The organism is Prevotella pallens ATCC 700821, from assembly GCF_000220255.1.
Lineage (GTDB): Bacteria > Bacteroidota > Bacteroidia > Bacteroidales > Bacteroidaceae > Prevotella > Prevotella pallens.
Genome location: NZ_GL982513.1, coordinates 1,736,980 through 1,753,636, shown reverse-complemented (window position 1 = coordinate 1,753,636; position 16,657 = coordinate 1,736,980). Strand labels below are relative to the sequence as shown.

At 35.7% G+C, this 16,657-nt stretch carries 13 protein-coding genes; 10 read left to right on the top strand and 3 right to left on the bottom strand.

What is annotated here, in order from left to right:
• Nucleotides 1-375 precede the first annotated feature (375 nt).
• From pyrG to HMPREF9144_RS06780, 9 genes are all read left to right on the top strand, one after another.
• A complete protein-coding gene (gene pyrG, locus HMPREF9144_RS06820; RefSeq protein ID WP_006045187.1) occupies nt 376-1,983 on the top strand; it encodes a CTP synthase in 1,608 nt (535 codons plus the stop codon).
• Between the two features lie 3 nt (nt 1,984-1,986).
• Nucleotides 1,987-3,903 (top strand): membrane protein insertase YidC, encoded by a 1,917-nt coding sequence (yidC, locus tag HMPREF9144_RS06815; protein WP_006045186.1) that lies wholly within the window; start codon nt 1,987-1,989, stop codon nt 3,901-3,903.
• An 8-nt stretch (nt 3,904-3,911) separates the two neighbouring features.
• Nucleotides 3,912-6,083, top strand: a complete 2,172-nt coding sequence (dpp5, locus tag HMPREF9144_RS06810) for a dipeptidyl-peptidase Dpp5 (RefSeq protein WP_006045185.1) — start codon at nt 3,912-3,914, stop codon at nt 6,081-6,083.
• 46 nt (nt 6,084-6,129) lie between these two features.
• Complete coding sequence (locus tag HMPREF9144_RS06805; RefSeq protein ID WP_006045184.1) at nt 6,130-7,752, top strand: MFS transporter; 1,623 nt, start codon at nt 6,130-6,132, stop codon at nt 7,750-7,752.
• A gap of 228 nt (nt 7,753-7,980) precedes the next feature.
• The gene (locus HMPREF9144_RS06800) at nt 7,981-8,964 is read left to right on the top strand and encodes an aminodeoxychorismate synthase component I (RefSeq protein ID WP_006045183.1); all 984 of its coding nucleotides are present in this window, start codon (nt 7,981-7,983) and stop codon (nt 8,962-8,964) included.
• Nucleotides 8,948-9,544, top strand: a complete 597-nt coding sequence (locus tag HMPREF9144_RS06795) for an aminotransferase class IV (protein WP_006045182.1) — start codon at nt 8,948-8,950, stop codon at nt 9,542-9,544. The genes HMPREF9144_RS06800 and HMPREF9144_RS06795 overlap by 17 nt, the downstream gene beginning before the upstream one ends.
• A gap of 282 nt (nt 9,545-9,826) precedes the next feature.
• On the top strand, nt 9,827-10,171 hold the full coding sequence (locus HMPREF9144_RS06790) for a hypothetical protein (RefSeq protein ID WP_006045181.1): 345 nt from the start codon (nt 9,827-9,829) through the stop codon (nt 10,169-10,171).
• Between the two features lie 687 nt (nt 10,172-10,858).
• A complete protein-coding gene (locus HMPREF9144_RS06785; protein WP_040595412.1) occupies nt 10,859-12,448 on the top strand; it encodes a capsule assembly Wzi family protein in 1,590 nt (529 codons plus the stop codon).
• Between the two features lie 4 nt (nt 12,449-12,452).
• Nucleotides 12,453-12,896, top strand: a complete 444-nt coding sequence (locus HMPREF9144_RS06780; protein WP_006045179.1) for a lipocalin-like domain-containing protein — start codon at nt 12,453-12,455, stop codon at nt 12,894-12,896.
• 22 nt (nt 12,897-12,918) lie between these two features.
• Here the strand turns inward: HMPREF9144_RS06780 and HMPREF9144_RS06775 are convergent, their stop codons facing one another.
• Nucleotides 12,919-14,037, bottom strand: a complete 1,119-nt coding sequence (locus HMPREF9144_RS06775) for an MraY family glycosyltransferase (RefSeq protein WP_006045178.1) — start codon at nt 14,035-14,037, stop codon at nt 12,919-12,921.
• Between the two features lie 150 nt (nt 14,038-14,187).
• Here HMPREF9144_RS06775 and HMPREF9144_RS06770 point away from each other — a divergent pair, with 150 nt between their 5' ends.
• The gene (locus tag HMPREF9144_RS06770) at nt 14,188-14,943 is read left to right on the top strand and encodes a glycosyltransferase family 2 protein (RefSeq protein WP_006045177.1); all 756 of its coding nucleotides are present in this window, start codon (nt 14,188-14,190) and stop codon (nt 14,941-14,943) included.
• Nucleotides 14,944-14,993: 50 nt separating this feature from the next.
• On the opposite strand, the gene HMPREF9144_RS06765 is transcribed toward HMPREF9144_RS06770, so the two are convergent.
• Together HMPREF9144_RS06765 and HMPREF9144_RS06760 are read right to left on the bottom strand one after the other, a co-directional pair.
• Nucleotides 14,994-15,575, bottom strand: a complete 582-nt coding sequence (locus tag HMPREF9144_RS06765) for an ankyrin repeat domain-containing protein (RefSeq protein ID WP_006045176.1) — start codon at nt 15,573-15,575, stop codon at nt 14,994-14,996.
• A 17-nt stretch (nt 15,576-15,592) separates the two neighbouring features.
• Nucleotides 15,593-16,657, bottom strand: a complete 1,065-nt coding sequence (locus HMPREF9144_RS06760) for a glycosyltransferase family protein (protein WP_006045175.1) — start codon at nt 16,655-16,657, stop codon at nt 15,593-15,595.

Here is a 16,657-nt window from a genome sequence, read left to right as displayed (position 1 = left end):
TTATTTTCTTATTATAAATTCTGAATAGTCTTCAGTCTTTTGAATTTTCCAGATTTTACTATTCATTTCTTCTGTTATATTAGATATTTCTTTAGACCTTCTTTTTTGTTATACGTGCTATATAACGGGGCACAAAATAACAAATAATGTTAGAATAATATGCACTTATTTTCCTGCGATGAAATAAATTGGCGAAGAAAAGTTTTATCAGGCGCAATAAAAGTTCTTTACTGTTATTCTTCTGTTTTTATAGAATATTTTAGTTTCTATTATAAAAAACAGTATATTAAGTGGAAGTTCATTAGTTTTTTACTATCTTTGCAAGTTGAAAATTGGTTCCTTCCACACAGGAACAATAAATAAAAAGAAATAATCGTGACTGAGACAAAGTACATTTTCGTAACAGGCGGTGTAGTTTCCTCACTTGGAAAGGGAATAATCTCGTCGTCTATTGGAAAACTTCTTCAAGCAAGAGGTTACAATATTACTATCCAAAAGTTCGATCCTTATATTAATATAGATCCAGGAACATTAAATCCCTATGAACATGGTGAATGCTATGTTACAGTTGATGGTATGGAAACCGATCTTGATTTAGGACATTATGAGAGATTTACAGGAATTCAAACTACAAGAGCCAATTCTATGACGACAGGACGCATTTATAAAAGCGTCATTGATAAAGAAAGACATGGAGATTATCTTGGAAAAACAATTCAAGTAGTACCTCATATTACCGATGAAATAAAGCGGAATATCAAACAGTTAGGTCAAAAATACCATTACGACTTTGTTATTACAGAGATTGGTGGAACAATAGGCGATATAGAATCAGCTCCTTTTCTAGAGGCTATCAGACAAATGAAGTGGGAATTAGGAAAACGTGCCATAAATTTGCATCTTACATACGTTCCTTATCTTAGTGCTGCCGGCGAATTGAAAACAAAACCAACACAGCACAGTGTAAAAGAACTACAAAGTGTAGGTATTCAGCCCGATATTTTGGTTTTACGCACAGACAGACATCTTGATAACGATATCCGAAAGAAGGTAGCAGCTTTCTGTAATGTAGATTTAGACTGTGTTGTGCAAAGCGAAAATATGCCAAGCATATACGAAGTTCCAGTAAATATGCAGGCACAAGGTCTTGATGCAGCAATATTGCGTAAATGTGGAGAAGAAGTAAAACCAGCTCCAACATTAGGACCATGGAAAAACTTCCTTGATAAATTGCGTAGTGCAACAAAAGAAGTGCACATTGGACTTGTTGGAAAATACGATTTACAAGATGCTTATAAAAGTATTCGTGAAGGACTTTTACAAGCAGGAACTTACAACGACCATAAAACTATTCTGCATTTTGTAAATTCAGAACATCTAACAGAAGCAAATGTAGCCGAAAAATTGAAAAATCTTGATGGAGTAGTTGTATGTCCAGGATTTGGACAACGAGGTATCGAGGGAAAATTAGTGGCTATAAAATATACCAGAACGAATAATATACCAACTTTTGGTATATGTTTAGGAATGCAAATGATGGTAATAGAGTTTGCACGCAACGTTTTAGGATATAAAGATGCTAATTCGCGCGAAATGGACGAGAAAACCGAACATAATGTTATCGACATTATGGAAGAACAAAAGAATATTACCAATATGGGAGGTACAATGCGCCTTGGTGCTTATGAGTGCGTATTACGACAAAATTCTCGTGTATTTAATATTTATAAACAAGCATGTATTAGTGAACGACACCGCCATAGATACGAATTCAATAACGATTTTGAAAAAGAATTTGAAGAAAATGGAATGATGTGTGTTGGACGCAATCCAGAAAGTGATCTTGTGGAGATAGTAGAAATACCATCTTTAAAATGGTTTATTGGTACACAATTCCACCCAGAATATCAATCAACCGTACTAAAACCACATCCACTTTTCCTCGATTTTATTAAGACGGCAATAGATAATAAGAAAAAATAAGAAATGGATAAAAATACTATCACAGGGTTTGTGCTTATGGCCCTGGTACTTTTTGGTTTTGCATGGTGGCAAACTCCTTCAGATGAAGAAATTGCTCAGGAACGTGTTGAGTTTGTAAAAGATTCTATTGCAAAAGCTCAAAAAATAGCAGAGCAAAAGCAAGAAGCTTCTAAAGCGGCAAATAAAACAAATACAGCTAATACAGATACAACATCTTTATTCTATACAGCAACAAAAGGTGTTGCAAAAGATATTGTGTTGCAAAACTCAAAAATAGCACTCACATTTAATACAAAAGGTGGAGTAGTAAGAAAAGTTATTATAAAGGGATACAAAGGACATAATGTTGCAAGTAAAGATCGCAAAACAGATAAAAATTATGTAACCCTTTTCGATGAGGCAGATCAGAATTTAAATTTCATTTTGGCTACTAAGAACCAAAATATTGAAACACAAAATCTTTATTTCACCCCTTCAAATTTAACCGACTCTACACTAACATTAACAGCTGCTGCTGGAAATGGTAAAACACTGACCTTAGATTATAAACTAACCAAAAATTATATGTTGCGTTTAGATGTAAAGGCAACAGGAATGAATGGTTTGTTTAATCCTGGGAAAAATCAATTAATTGTAGATTGGCAAGATAAATGCAAGCAACAAGAACTTGGACATTCTTTTGAAAATCGTTATGCAACAGTTACTTATAAAAAAACTGGTGGTGGCGTAGAACATCTAAGTGAAGCACAAGACGATGATAAAAAAACAGAAGAAATGATCGATTGGGTTGCATTTAAAAATCAATTCTTCTCTGCAGTAATCATTTCTAAAGATGGTTTCACTACAGGTGCCAATTTAAAAAGTACACCTTTAGCAAAAGAGACACACTATCTGAAATCATATCAAGCAAATTTAAGCACCATATTCGATCCAACTGGCGTAAAAGCTTCAGACTTCGAATTTTACTTCGGACCAAATGATTTCCGTTTATTGCAAAGTATCGATAAAGAAAGTCATTTTGGAAAAGATCTTGAAATGCAACAATTGGTAAACCTTGGTTGGCCTTTATTCCGTATTATTAATCGTTGGTTTACAATCTATGTGTTTGACTGGTTAAGCAAATTCTTCCCAATGGGTGTGGTATTAATTCTCATTACATTGCTTTTGAAGTTTATTACTTATCCAATGGTAAAGAAGAGTTATATGAGTTCTGCTAAAATGCGCGTACTAAAACCAAAACTTGACGAGGCAACAAAGCAGTACAATAAACCAGAAGACCAGATGAAGAAACAGCAAGCAATGATGCAAATGTATTCTGAATATGGCGTTAGTCCATTGTCAGGTTGCTTGCCTATGCTTATTCAGATGCCTATTTGGATTGCGATGTTCAATTTTGTTCCAAATGCAATACAGTTACGAGGTGAAAGTTTCTTATGGATAAACGATTTAAGTACATACGATCCTATTATTTCGTGGAATCACAATCTGTGGTTAATTGGAGATCACCTTTCATTAACTTGTATTCTTTTCTGTTCTGCTAATATTCTTTATACATGGTTTACAATGCAACAACAGAAAGACCAAATGGTTGGACAACAAGCCGACCAGATGAAAGTAATGCAGTATATGATGTTTTTAATGCCTGTATTCTTCTTCTTTATGTTTAATGACTATTCTTCTGGTTTGAATTTCTATTATTTTGTATCGTTGTTCTTCTCAGCTGCTATAATGTGGACATTGCGTAAAACAACGAATGACGGGAAGTTACTATCAATATTGGAAGCTCGACGTGAGGAAAATAAGAAAAATCCAAAGAAAAAAAGCGGATTAGCTGCACGTATGCAGGCTATTCAGGAGATGCAACAAAAACAACAGGCAGAATTAGAGCGCAAAAGGCAGAACCTAAATAAAAATAAATAACTAAAATTATGAACAAAAATGTTTCAATTGCTATTACAGCTGCACTTGTTATGAATGGTGGAATTGTAAATGCTCAAGAAGCAACCAACATCGGAAAGCATAACATAACACTTAGTAAAGATGTTATGACTCCCGAAACATTGTGGGCTATGGGACGAATTGGGAGTGCACAAGCTTCTCCTGATGGTAATAAAATTGTTTACCAAGTGGGTTACTATAGTGTAAAAGAAAATAGAGGACACCAAGTAATCTGTGTAATGGATTCCGATGGACAGAATGTACGTCAGCTAACAACATCTGCAAAGAGCGAAGGAAGTCCTGTATGGTTAGATAACCATACCATTGCTTTTCTTCTTGATGGACAAATTTGGTCTATGAATTCTGATGGAACTAATCGTAAAAAGCTTTCATCTTCAGATATAGAAATAGAAGGATTCCGCTTCTCGCCAGATGGAAAGAAGGTTCTACTTATAAAGAGTATACCTTATTATGGTACAATTAAGAAAAATCCTTCCGACCTTCCAAAAGCTTCGGGTCGTCTTATAACAGATATGAACTATCGCCATTGGGATCATTATGTAGAAACTATAGCACACCCGTTTGTTGCAGAAGTTACTGCCAATGGTATTAGTAAGAACGATGTGGATATTATAGAAGGTGAACCTTACGAAAGTCCACTTGCACCATTTGGTGGAATAGAACAATTCGATTGGAGTAAAGATTCAAAACAGATAGCCTATACTTGTAGAAAGAAAGAAGGTGTGAAATATGCAGTATCAACCGATGCAGACATATACCTTTACAATATAGACACAAAGAATACAGTGAATTTATGTAAACCTGCTGATTATGTTGAGCCAGAAATAAATATGACAAAGTCGCTTCGTAATCAAAAGGTGAATCATCAAAATGGCGATTTCAATGTAGGTTACGATGTAAATCCTAAGTTCTCTCCTGATGGAAAGTATATTGCATGGCAAAGTATGAAGAACGATGGGTATGAAAGCGATCGTAATCGTCTTTGTGTTTACGACTTTAGTACGGGGAAAAAGACTTATGTAACAGAAAAGTTCGATTCGAATGTAGATGATTATGTTTGGGCTCCAAATTCAAAAGAACTTTATTTTATAGGTGTTTGGCATGCAACAGTAAATGTATATCAAACTAATTTGAAGGGCGAAGTTAAACAATTAACAGATGGCGATCATAACTATGTTTCAATTGCACTCTTAGGCAATAGTGGTAAGAAATTATTAGGATTGCGTCAAAGTATAAAAAGTGCAAACGAAATATTTGCCATTATACCAGCAAAGAAAGATAAACAAAGCGAACAAGTACAGTTGAGTTTTGAAAATAAACATATTTATGACCAACTTGCACTTGGTGATGTTAAATCTCGTTGGGTAAAAACTACTGATGGAAAAGATATGTTGGTATGGATTATTACTCCTCCTCATTTCGATCCTAATAAAAAATATCCTGCTCTTCTTTTCTGTGAAGGTGGACCACAAAGTCCAGTATCACAATTCTGGAGCTATCGTTGGAATTTCCAAATAATGGCTGCAAATGGTTATGTTGTAGTTGCACCAAATCGTAGAGGGTTGCCAGGTTTTGGTAGCGAATGGAATGAAGAGATTAGTGGCGATTGGACAGGTCAATGTATGAAAGATTATTTATCGGCAATAGACGATGCAGCAAATAATCTTCCATTTGTAGATAAAGATAGGTTAGGTGCTGTTGGTGCATCATTCGGAGGTTTCTCTGTTTATTATTTGGCAGGACACCATAACAAACGTTTCAAAGCATTCATTTCGCACGATGGAGCATTCAACCTTGAAAGTATGTATACCGATACTGAAGAAGCTTGGTTTAGCAATTGGGAATACGATGATGCATATTGGAATAAGGATCGCACAGCAGCTGCAACTCGTACATACGAAAATAGTCCACATCTTGATGTAGATAAGTGGGATACTCCTATTCTTTGCATTCATGGAGAAAAAGATTATCGTATTAATGCAACACAAGGAATGGGAGCATTTAATGCAGCTCGCTTACGTGGTATTCCTGCCGAGTTATTACTCTTCCCTGATGAGAACCATTGGGTATTGAAACCACAAAACAGTGTATTATGGCAACGTACATTCTTTAACTGGCTCGACCGTTGGTTGAAGAAATAAATACAAAAGAAACTTTTATCAATAATAAGAAAAACAATTATATATTATGACAGAACAAATTAAAAAAACTCTTAGAGACTCTGCTGCTGCACGTTGGACAGCTCTTTTACTCTTATCGTTGGCAATGTTCTGTTCCTACATCTTCGTAGACATTTTGTCTCCAATCAAAGACTTGATGCTTACTCAAAGAGGTTGGGACTCAACAGCATTCGGAACAATGCAGAGTTCAGAAACATTCTTAAATGTATTTGTATTCTTCCTTATCTTCGCAGGTATCATTCTCGACAAGATGGGTGTTCGTTTTACGGCTCTTCTTTCTGGTGCTGTTATGCTTACAGGTGCATGTATTAAGTATTATGCTATCAGCGAAAGCTTTATGGGAAGCCAACTCGAAGTCTGGTTTAATCAGAATCTAAATCATATTCCTTTGTTTGAACAATTAGGCGTTTCTCCTTTCTACGAAGGAATGCCTGCATCTGCAAAGTTAGCAGCTATTGGTTTTATGCTCTTCGGTTGTGGAACTGAGATGGCTGGTATTATGGTTTCACGCGGTATTGTGAAATGGTTTAAAGGAAAAGAAATGGCACTTGCAATGGGTTCTGAAATGGCATTTGCTCGTTTAGGCGTTGCTACTTGTATGATATTCTCTCCTTTCTTTGCAAAATTAGGTGGTAATGTTGATGTATCTCGTTCAGTAGCTTTTGGTGTTGTTCTTATTTGTATTGCTGTAATGATGTTTGTTGCTTATTTCTTTATGGATAAGAAACTTGACTCTCAAACAGGTGAAGCGGAAGAACAAGAAGAACCATTTAAGATTAGCGATCTTGGTCAGATACTTGGAAGTATGGGTTTCTGGTTGGTATCTTTGCTTTGTGTACTTTATTATTCTGCAATCTTCCCATTCCAGAAGTATGCAGTAAATATGTTGCAGTGTAATCTTACCTTTACTCCCGTTGACAAGGAATCTTTCTGGGCTTCAACAGAGGTAACCATTATACAGTATGGTATTATGTTGGTAGTAGCTATTACTGCATTTATGTTCAACTTTATGAAGAATAAGAAAGTTAAGTACTCTATTCTTTCTCTATCGGTTGTTTTCTTAATTGCTTATTGCTATATGGGTTATATGCGTCAGTCTGCAGAATCTATCTTTGCAGTATTCCCATTGTTGGCAGTAGGTATCACACCTATTCTTGGTAGCTATGTAGACCATAAAGGTAAGGCTGCTACTATGCTAATCTTGGGTGCTTTATTACTCATTAGCTGCCACCTTACATTTGCATTTATCCTTCCAATGTTTAAAGGGCATGCTATTGGTGGTGTAATAGTTGCTTATTTAACAATTCTTGTCCTCGGAGCCTCTTTCTCACTTGTTCCTGCTTCGTTGTGGCCAAGTGTTCCTAAACTTGTCGATCCAAAGATTATAGGTTCTGCATACGCACTTATATTCTGGATTCAGAACATTGGTTTATGGTTGTTCCCATTGCTAATTGGCAAAGTACTCGACAATTCTAATGTTGGAGAAACCGACCCTACTAAATACGATTATACCAATCCGTTGCTTATGTTAGCCGGTCTTGGTGTTGCTGCATTGATTATAGGTATTATCCTAAAGGCTGTAGACAAGAAGAAGGGTCTTGGTTTGGAAGCACCAAACATAACCGAATAAAGTAATTTGCAATTCTATAGGTTATAAAGATTGGGCCAATACGGTCCAATCTTTTTTGTTTCTTGTTAGTGTTATTGATAATGTTTGTTTTTATTAACCTATAAATAGGTATATATAATTGCCTTGCATAACACGCAAAAACCGACTTGAAGGTTGTTTGTCTTACCAAATTATTGTATTTTTGCATCGTAATATTAATGTTTTAATTGTAAACGATACTGTAAAAGAATGAAGATCTACAATCAGCGAGAAGCACAGCAACGCATTAACGACCTTGCAAACGCTGACAAACCATTTGTTTTTGTCATTAGCTACAATATGCAACAAGCATATATAGAGGAGATTGAACACATTGATGCTTCTGAAATGCTTTATGCTTTTCCTACGATAAACAATGTTCCAAACAACGAAGTTGTAAATAATAAGCCTGTTGAATGGCATTTAAAAGTACCTAATAGAGCGAAGTATCAACGCAGTATTGAATACGTGAAGGCTAACCAACGTAATGGGAATTGCTATTTGGCAAACTTAACTTGCAAAATTCCTGTCCAAACAAATCTTACGATGCGAGATATATTCCTGCGTTCCACTGCCAAATACCGTTGTTGGATTAAAGATAAGTTCGTATGCTTTTCTCCAGAAATATTCGTCCGCATTGAAGGTGAAACCATTCATTCGTTTCCAATGAAAGGTACTATTGCTGCTAGTGTGCCCAATGCAGCCAATGTGTTAATGAACAATGCGAAGGAAGCTGCAGAACATGCAACTATTGTAGACTTGATACGAAACGATTTAAGCATTGTTGCCAACAAAGTAAGCGTAGAGAAGTATCGATACTTCGACAAGCTAACCACGAATAAAGGCGATATCCTGCAAACAAGTTCCGAAATAGTGGGACAGCTTCTCCCATATTATCGTACGAACATAGGCGAAATGCTTTTTAACCTGCTGCCTGCTGGTTCAATTACAGGTGCACCAAAACCCATAACTACTCGTATAATTGCAGAAGCCGAACACTACGAGCGTGGTTTCTACACGGGGATAATGGGACATTGGGCGAATGGAAACCTTGATAGTGCTGTAATGATACGTTTTATTGATACCGATGGAAAGCAACTTTTCTACAAAGCAGGGGGAGGAATTACAGCACAGAGCAACAACAACGATGAGTATAACGAGATAATAGAAAAGGTATATGTGCCAATTTATTGAGACAATGTGTGTGGAGCAGGGCAGAATAATAAATCTCGACTACCATTTAGCACGAGTAATGCGCACACGAAAACATTTTTGGAATGTGCAGACGCCAATCCCCGTAAACAGACTTTTAGCCATTGCAGCCACACAAACAGAAAGGGCAAAGCTACGTTTTGAATACGATGGCTACAATATATACAACCTTTCTTGTACACCTTATAATATAAAAAAGGTGGAAACACTTAGGTTAGTAATTAACGACGACATAGAGTACACATATAAAAATACCAATCGTTGTGTTCTTAACCAACTTAAATCGCAAGCAGATGGAGCAGACGAAATAATTATTGTGAAACGAAACCACATAACCGATACGTCTTATACCAATATTGCTCTTTTCGATGGAACACAATGGGTAACACCTTCAACGCCTTTACTTAACGGTACCCGACGTGCCCAATTGATCGATGCAGGACGGTTGATAGAACAAGAAGTGTGTATAACCAACCTAAGTTCGTTTCAATCTATATCGCTCATCAATGCAATGATGGATCTAAACGAACTTGTATTGCCAATATCAAGCATTGTGGGTTAATGTAGAGTTTACTATCTTTTCCTATCTTATAAAATTACTTATATCTTGTTTCTTCCTCATCATTGTTATTGCATATAGATTTTTTCTTCTACCTTTGCACTTATCAATAATTCCACATTGTAAAACAATAAAACTATAGCGATACAGCTTATAGTGTTGTACATAATGGTTAAGAAGAATTATTGGAGTATTTAAAGCAATCAGATTAGTAGACTCTTTTTAAAGACAACAAAAGCTTAAGAAACAAGCGACACACTTAAAGTAAACTACATATATAAGAATATGATAAAATTAGTACAACAAATAAAGCAGAACCTTTTTGATGGTTACGACAACGATTGTTGGGATAAAACATTCGTGGTTGGTGGTAAGGAAATAAGGTTACTTGATATATACAACAATCCGTTATGGAAGTTGAAAGATAGAATAAGTATAAACGACTTTAACACAGTGGTTGCTTCGGAAAACTTAAAGTCAGATAATATTGTTATCGATTCGTATAAAACGTCCAAAGGTTTAAGTACATATTATCTGTTCAATAATACTCTCCTCTATATATTCTCTTTTGTAGAATGGCAACCAACACGGTTTATCTTGAATATAGAAAGTATTTGGGAGATAGAGTAAAAACATTTTATTGCCCTTTTAGAATACAATACTTATAATTCATTTATTATAGCTTTCTCCGTATTCAATATTTGCCGATTTGCGCTTTAAAGAAAGAAGAGCAAATAAAAAGTTATACATTTACAATAATGAATAGGGCGATATAAGAAAGAAAGTTTACACACAAGATATTTTCTAATTCTATTGATATAATAAAAAAATCATAATTCTCATCAGAATAATTCTCTTTCAGATATTACGATATAAGCCTATAACAGTTGTTTTTTTTGTGATATCTAATTTGCAACTGATAGATATCTGAGACGAATGCGATAGATATCTAAGACGAGCGTTACAGATATCTGAGATGAGAGTAGCAAAAAAACTGACAGTTTTTCTAAATTTCTGAGGTGTTCTATTTGGTTTGTGAGTAAAAAAGTAAACACTATTAATAATTTCTCCATCTATATTCTACAGGGCCTTTATAATACCTATACAATGCATTCAATCGAACTAAATATCTTGTATTTTGTCAGAACAATTCGCATATTGTAGATTCTACCTTATTGTGCAGCCAATCTCTTTGTGAACTTTTTGTTCGGACTATTTTTTTTATGTAAATTTGCACCTATACTTAAAAATGAAATGGTGATTACCATTCTTATCTTAAATATTTAAATTATGGCGTTGCAAAGCCCATCTATAATGATGAAACGAATACAATCGACACTTTTTGGAGTTCTAATGTGTGCAACATCGTTTGCCCAATATGTGCCACCAACGGTGAAAGATACAACCAGAGTAGGAATTCTTAACAATATCAACTATAAAGTAGAGATGCAAGGTAGCTTCTCTAATACTAAAACGCCTCTGTGGCTAAATGCTAATAAATACGGACTTAGTTCGCTTGAGAAAACAAATGGTTATATTCGTACTGCTGTTTATCGACCTTTGTCTGTAGACGATGGACACAAATGGGGGATAGGCTATGGAGTTGATGTAGCAGTTCCTTTAAATTACACCAGCAATTTTGTAGTTCAGCAAGCATACATAGAAGGGCGTTGGCTGCACGGTACACTTACTATTGGGGCAAAACAACAGCCAGTGCAATTAAAGAACAATAGTTTAAGCTCTGGTTCGCAAACCTTAGGCATTAATGCGCGCCCCGTCCCACAAGTTCGTATAGCATTGGCAGACTATTGGACGCTACCTTTTGCTAATGGTTGGTTGCACTTGAAGGGACATATTGCCTACGGGAAAATGACTGACGATAATTGGCAACACAACTTTACCAATCGGCAGAATAAATATGCCGACAATGTGCTCTATCATTCTAAAGCAGGCTATCTTAAATTAGGCAACGATGAGGTGTTCTGTCCTTGGTCGTTAGAGGTTGGTTTAGAAATGGCCTCACTGTTTGGTGGCACTGCCTATCGTCCTATTGCCGGTGGTGGAATGGAGACTTTAAAGGGCGAAACAGGATTGAAAGCTTTTTGGAAAGCCTTTCTGCCAGGAGGAGCAGATATTGGCGAAACCACTTATCAAAATGCAGAAGGCGACCAATTGGGGTCGTGGGTAGCACGCTTAAAATACGAAGGCGAAATGAATAGCTATTCTCTTTATGCCGATAAATTCTTTGAAGACCACTCTGGAATGTTCTTCCTCGACTACGATGGCTACGGTACTGGCAATGAATGGCAGCAAAAAAAGAAACGTCGCTATCTTACATACGGAATGAAAGACTGGTTGTTAGGATTCGAATATCATCGCCGTGCAGACAGTTGGTTGAATACCATAGTGTTAGAGTACATTTATTCAAAGTATCAAAGTGGACCAATCTATCACGACCATACACAAACCATTGCCGACCATATTGGTGGAAACGACGACTATTACAACCATTACATTTATCCAGGCTATCAGCATTGGGGGCAGACTATGGGAAATCCACTCTATCGTTCGCCCATCTATAATGACAATGGAAAAATAGAGTTTACCGATAATAGATTTGTAGCATACCATCTTGGACTGGCAGGTGCTCCAACCGAGTATGTTAATTGGCGAATGCTTGCCTCTTTGCAAAAAGGTTTAGGAACCTATACGGAACCTTATTCTAGAGAACGCCACAATGTTAGCATTTTAGCAGAAGTAGGCTATAAAGCGCATAGTATTTCTGCAACGTGGCTAAACGGAATAGATATAAAAGCAGCATACGGAATGGATTTTGGCTCTATTCTTGGTGGTATTAATTATGGTTTCCAGCTAACAATAACTAAGACTGGAGTATTTAATTTCTAAATATATGAGAATAAAAAACATAAAACTAACCTTGTGGTCGTTCATAGTTATGCTTTGCTTTTCGGCTTGTACTCTAGAGAGCGACAGTAAGGCAGCAGGCGATTTGGCAGGAATGTGGCATTGTGTTTATATAGAAAAAGGTGCGGCAAGCGTAGAACTGAAAGATCAAAAAGTATATTGGTCGTTTCAAGGAAATCTGTTATTGCTAGAAGATAAAGCAGGCAACCACAGTAGAATATTGTATCATTTTACAAAGAATGGTAACACCTTAGAACTGAAAGAACCTTACCGCTACGACCGTGAGAATGGCGATGAACTACTTACTACACCTTCTCTTTTAAGCTTCTATGGCATCGACACTTTGGCTATAACATTTACCATTCAGCAGTCAGAAAATACAATGGCACTTGTAAGCAACAATGTAACGTTGTACTTCAAGCGATTTTAATAAAAGCTTAGTCAGAGTTTAACTAATCTTCTTGAAAAGGCTGTTTGTTGTTGCGTTTAATAATAGGGTTCAGCACGAATACATTGAGCAGAACAAAAAGTGTAATGTCTATCAAAATAATGATAGTAGGACTTATCCAACAGAACATTACCGTATTCAGAATAATAAATGCAATGGCAAGCGCTAAGATAGCTATTAATGCCTGGTGTTGCGTAAGTCCTGTTCGCATAAACTTGTGGTGAATGTGGTTTTTGTCTGGGTGAAATATACCATGTCCGTGCATTATTCTAACAATAATTACACGACAAACATCGAATATTGGTATAATGAGCAAGGTTATTGAGAAAAGAATAGAACCTTTTCGGTAAGCCATAACGTTTGGATTAACCATACAGAACTTTACGAGCAATACACCAAGTATATAGCCTAACGTGAGTGAGCCTGAGTCGCCCATAAATATTTTCCTATTCTTTTCTAACTTTCCAAAGATATTATAATAAAGAAAAGGTACCAAGACACCCATTAAACCAGCTATCAATATGCAGTAAATCCACATTCCTTCTACGATAAAACAATAAAAGAACCCCCCCAATGCTATAAACGATAAACTGGCAGAAAGTCCATCGATTCCATCAATCAGGTTAGTGGCATTCATAATAAATACCAATATAAATACAGTTAGCGGTGCTCCCACCCAAAAAGAAATGCAGTGTATGCCCATAAAGCCATACAAGTTGTTTATGAAGAGCCACGATATTGGAAGTAGAGATGACACAAAGATTTGTACAATAAACTTCTTTTTAGCTTTAACACCAAATATATCATCAATGAGTCCTGTAACATAGATAACGGCTAAACCCACTGCAAAATAAATGGTCCACGGACTAATTTCTATTTTTTTTCCGTTATAAGCAAACGACCATACAAGCAGCGCAACAATAGTAGCAGCAAGCATACTGGGTAGAAACGAAACTCCACCTAATCGTGGAATAGCTTGTTTGTGCACTTTTCGCGAATCAGGAATATCGTATAAGTTCCTGTTCTTACAGAAGTTCAAGATGCGAGGAATAAAGAAAAAACCGCACACAATGCTTAAGCTAAAAGCAATAAGGCTAACTATTATATAGATGTATATGCTCATGTTACTATAAAAACTCTTTACAGGTTTAATTACATAACACGTTTTTCCGTCTTTTATTGTCTATAATATAAAATTAATGGTAAAACATTAAAATATTTTTTAAGCTTGTGCGTTATAAGAACAATAACTGGAAAACAGTAAACTATAAGAATGAAGATTTCAATCATAACAGCTACATATAATAGCGAAGCAACTATTGCCGATACAATAAACTCTGTATTAAGTCAAGATTATTCTGATATAGAGTATTTGGTAATAGATGGAGGTTCGTCTGATGCAACTTTAGATATTGTGAAAGCCAACGCTTCGAGATTTGGTGGAAGACTTCGTTGGATATCTGAGAACGATCATGGAATATACGATGCTATGAATAAAGGTATAAGAATGGCTACAGGCGATATTGTTGGTATTCTTAATTCTGATGACTATTACACAAGCAACGATGTGTTGTCTACCTATGCAAATGCCTTTAGAACAAGTAAGGTAGATGCCGTTTATGGCGATATTCATTTTATACGCGATGGACAACCGCACAAAGTTGCCCGATACTATTCTTCTAAAATATTCCGTCCAACATTGTTAAGATTTGGCTTTATGCCTGCTCACCCTTCTTTCTATGTTCGGCGTTCTGTTTACGAACAAGCAGGAAACTATAGTCTTGACTATAAAATTGGGGCAGACTTTGAAATGATGGTACGTCTGTTTAAGAAACATCGCATAAGTTATAAATATATTCAGAAAGATATGGTAACAATGCGTATGGGTGGTGCGAGCACAAGTGGAGTAAGTAGTCATAAGCTATTGCTAAAAGAAGACGCGCGTGCTTGCAGAGAAAACCGTATCTATTCTAATACGTTTCTAATAGCCTTAAAATACTTTTATAAAATATTCGAATTTAAGTTTTAGAACTCCTATTAAAATTGATTTAATTCGATATAGTTGCTGTTGATAAGCTTTTATTCAGTTCTGTCTCCGTATAATTCTCTTATATGGTTCAATATTGGCTTAACATCTTTTGTCTGATTTCCTATTTTAATACTCCCATTATCAATACCTACTAAAACCTGATAAGGTGAGAACAATGTTCCTTTTTTAAATGGGTCTAAGCCTAAATCAAGAAGTTTAATGATATTTGGAGTATAATCGATATCGTGTGCTAAAGCATATCCAAGCAAAGGAGGCTCAACCTGAATATTGATATTGGGATTGGACAATAGATAATTGAACATTTCATAGTTCTTAGAAGTAATGCAGTAATGGAGTGCAACATGCCCATTTATATCCGGTTTGTTTATATCTGCACCTAATTCTATTAGTCGTTTTGCATACCCATTTGCAAAAGGAAAGTCAACCATTACATTACTATAGTTGATAATACATTCTAAAAAGGCGCTCGTTCCTCTTTCGCTAACAGCATCAATTCCACCATGATTATTTAAGTAAGAAAGAAAATCTTCAAAGCTAACTCCATCACTAAACAGAGTGAAAATATCGATTACCTTGAAATCACTTTTTTTATTTATCTTATTTGTTTTCATAATAGCCCATAATATATTTAGCGCTTACAGAAGGCTAATACTTTTTCTTCAAACAACTTGTAGTCAGAATAGAAATCTTTAAGAAGTTTTTTTCTGTTTTCTTCATATTCTTCTTTATCAAAGGAATTGAGATATTCCTTTATATTTTCCGCCAGATTGGTTGTATTGCTTATAGCAAGTCCTAATTTATAGTCTTTAGTATATTTGCCTTGAATGGTGTCAGCGGTTGTTATCATTGGTTTTCGGAAAAATATAGAATTATAGAAACGGTTTGACAATGCTGTATCGTGCGATAGTTTGCGCGGATAGAAAATATTCATTATCGTGCTTCTCTGTATAATCGAAGCCTCATCTTTCTTATCGTAATAACCAGAGAATACAACGTGTTTATAACTTCCTTCTTTGGCAAATTCTTCCAATCGCGGAGCATCAATACCTCTGCCAACAAACGAAACAATGAAGTCTTCTTCGTTGCCTAATGCTTCAATTATGGCTGCGTTCTGTTCGTAATCCCTAATTCCGCCAATTGTTAGAACATTAATTTGCTTAGAGCTGATGGAGTACGATAAATCGTTATCATCAATAGCTTGCTTCAATATATTTATATCAAAGTTATGACTTAATACAGACTCACAGACATTGGGTAGGCATTTTATAAAACCTGGCGACGAAACAATATGTAAAGCTGCCAATCTCATAAGTCCCTCGTATATACCTTTGAAATTTTGTTCAATGGATAAATCGCGATAATCTAGTATAAATTCATTCTTATAGTGCTTCTTTAAGAACGACTTTAAGAAGATTGCTACTTGAGGACCAAAAACGATTAGCTTGTCGTATTGCTCTTTTTTGATAGTCTTACGCAAAAACCTTGAATAGTCCCAATAGTATAATAGCTTGGCTATTTTATTTGCCTTGTCGTCTATCTTGCGGGTATATCTGTATGCAGCTTTTTCTTTAAGTCCTCTCTTGTCAGGATAAATAATATCGTATTGAATATTGTTTTTGTCTAATATGTCAGTATAAATCTTGACGTAAGGACAAAAATAAATGTTAGTTGGTAACAGTAGTCCAAGCTTCAT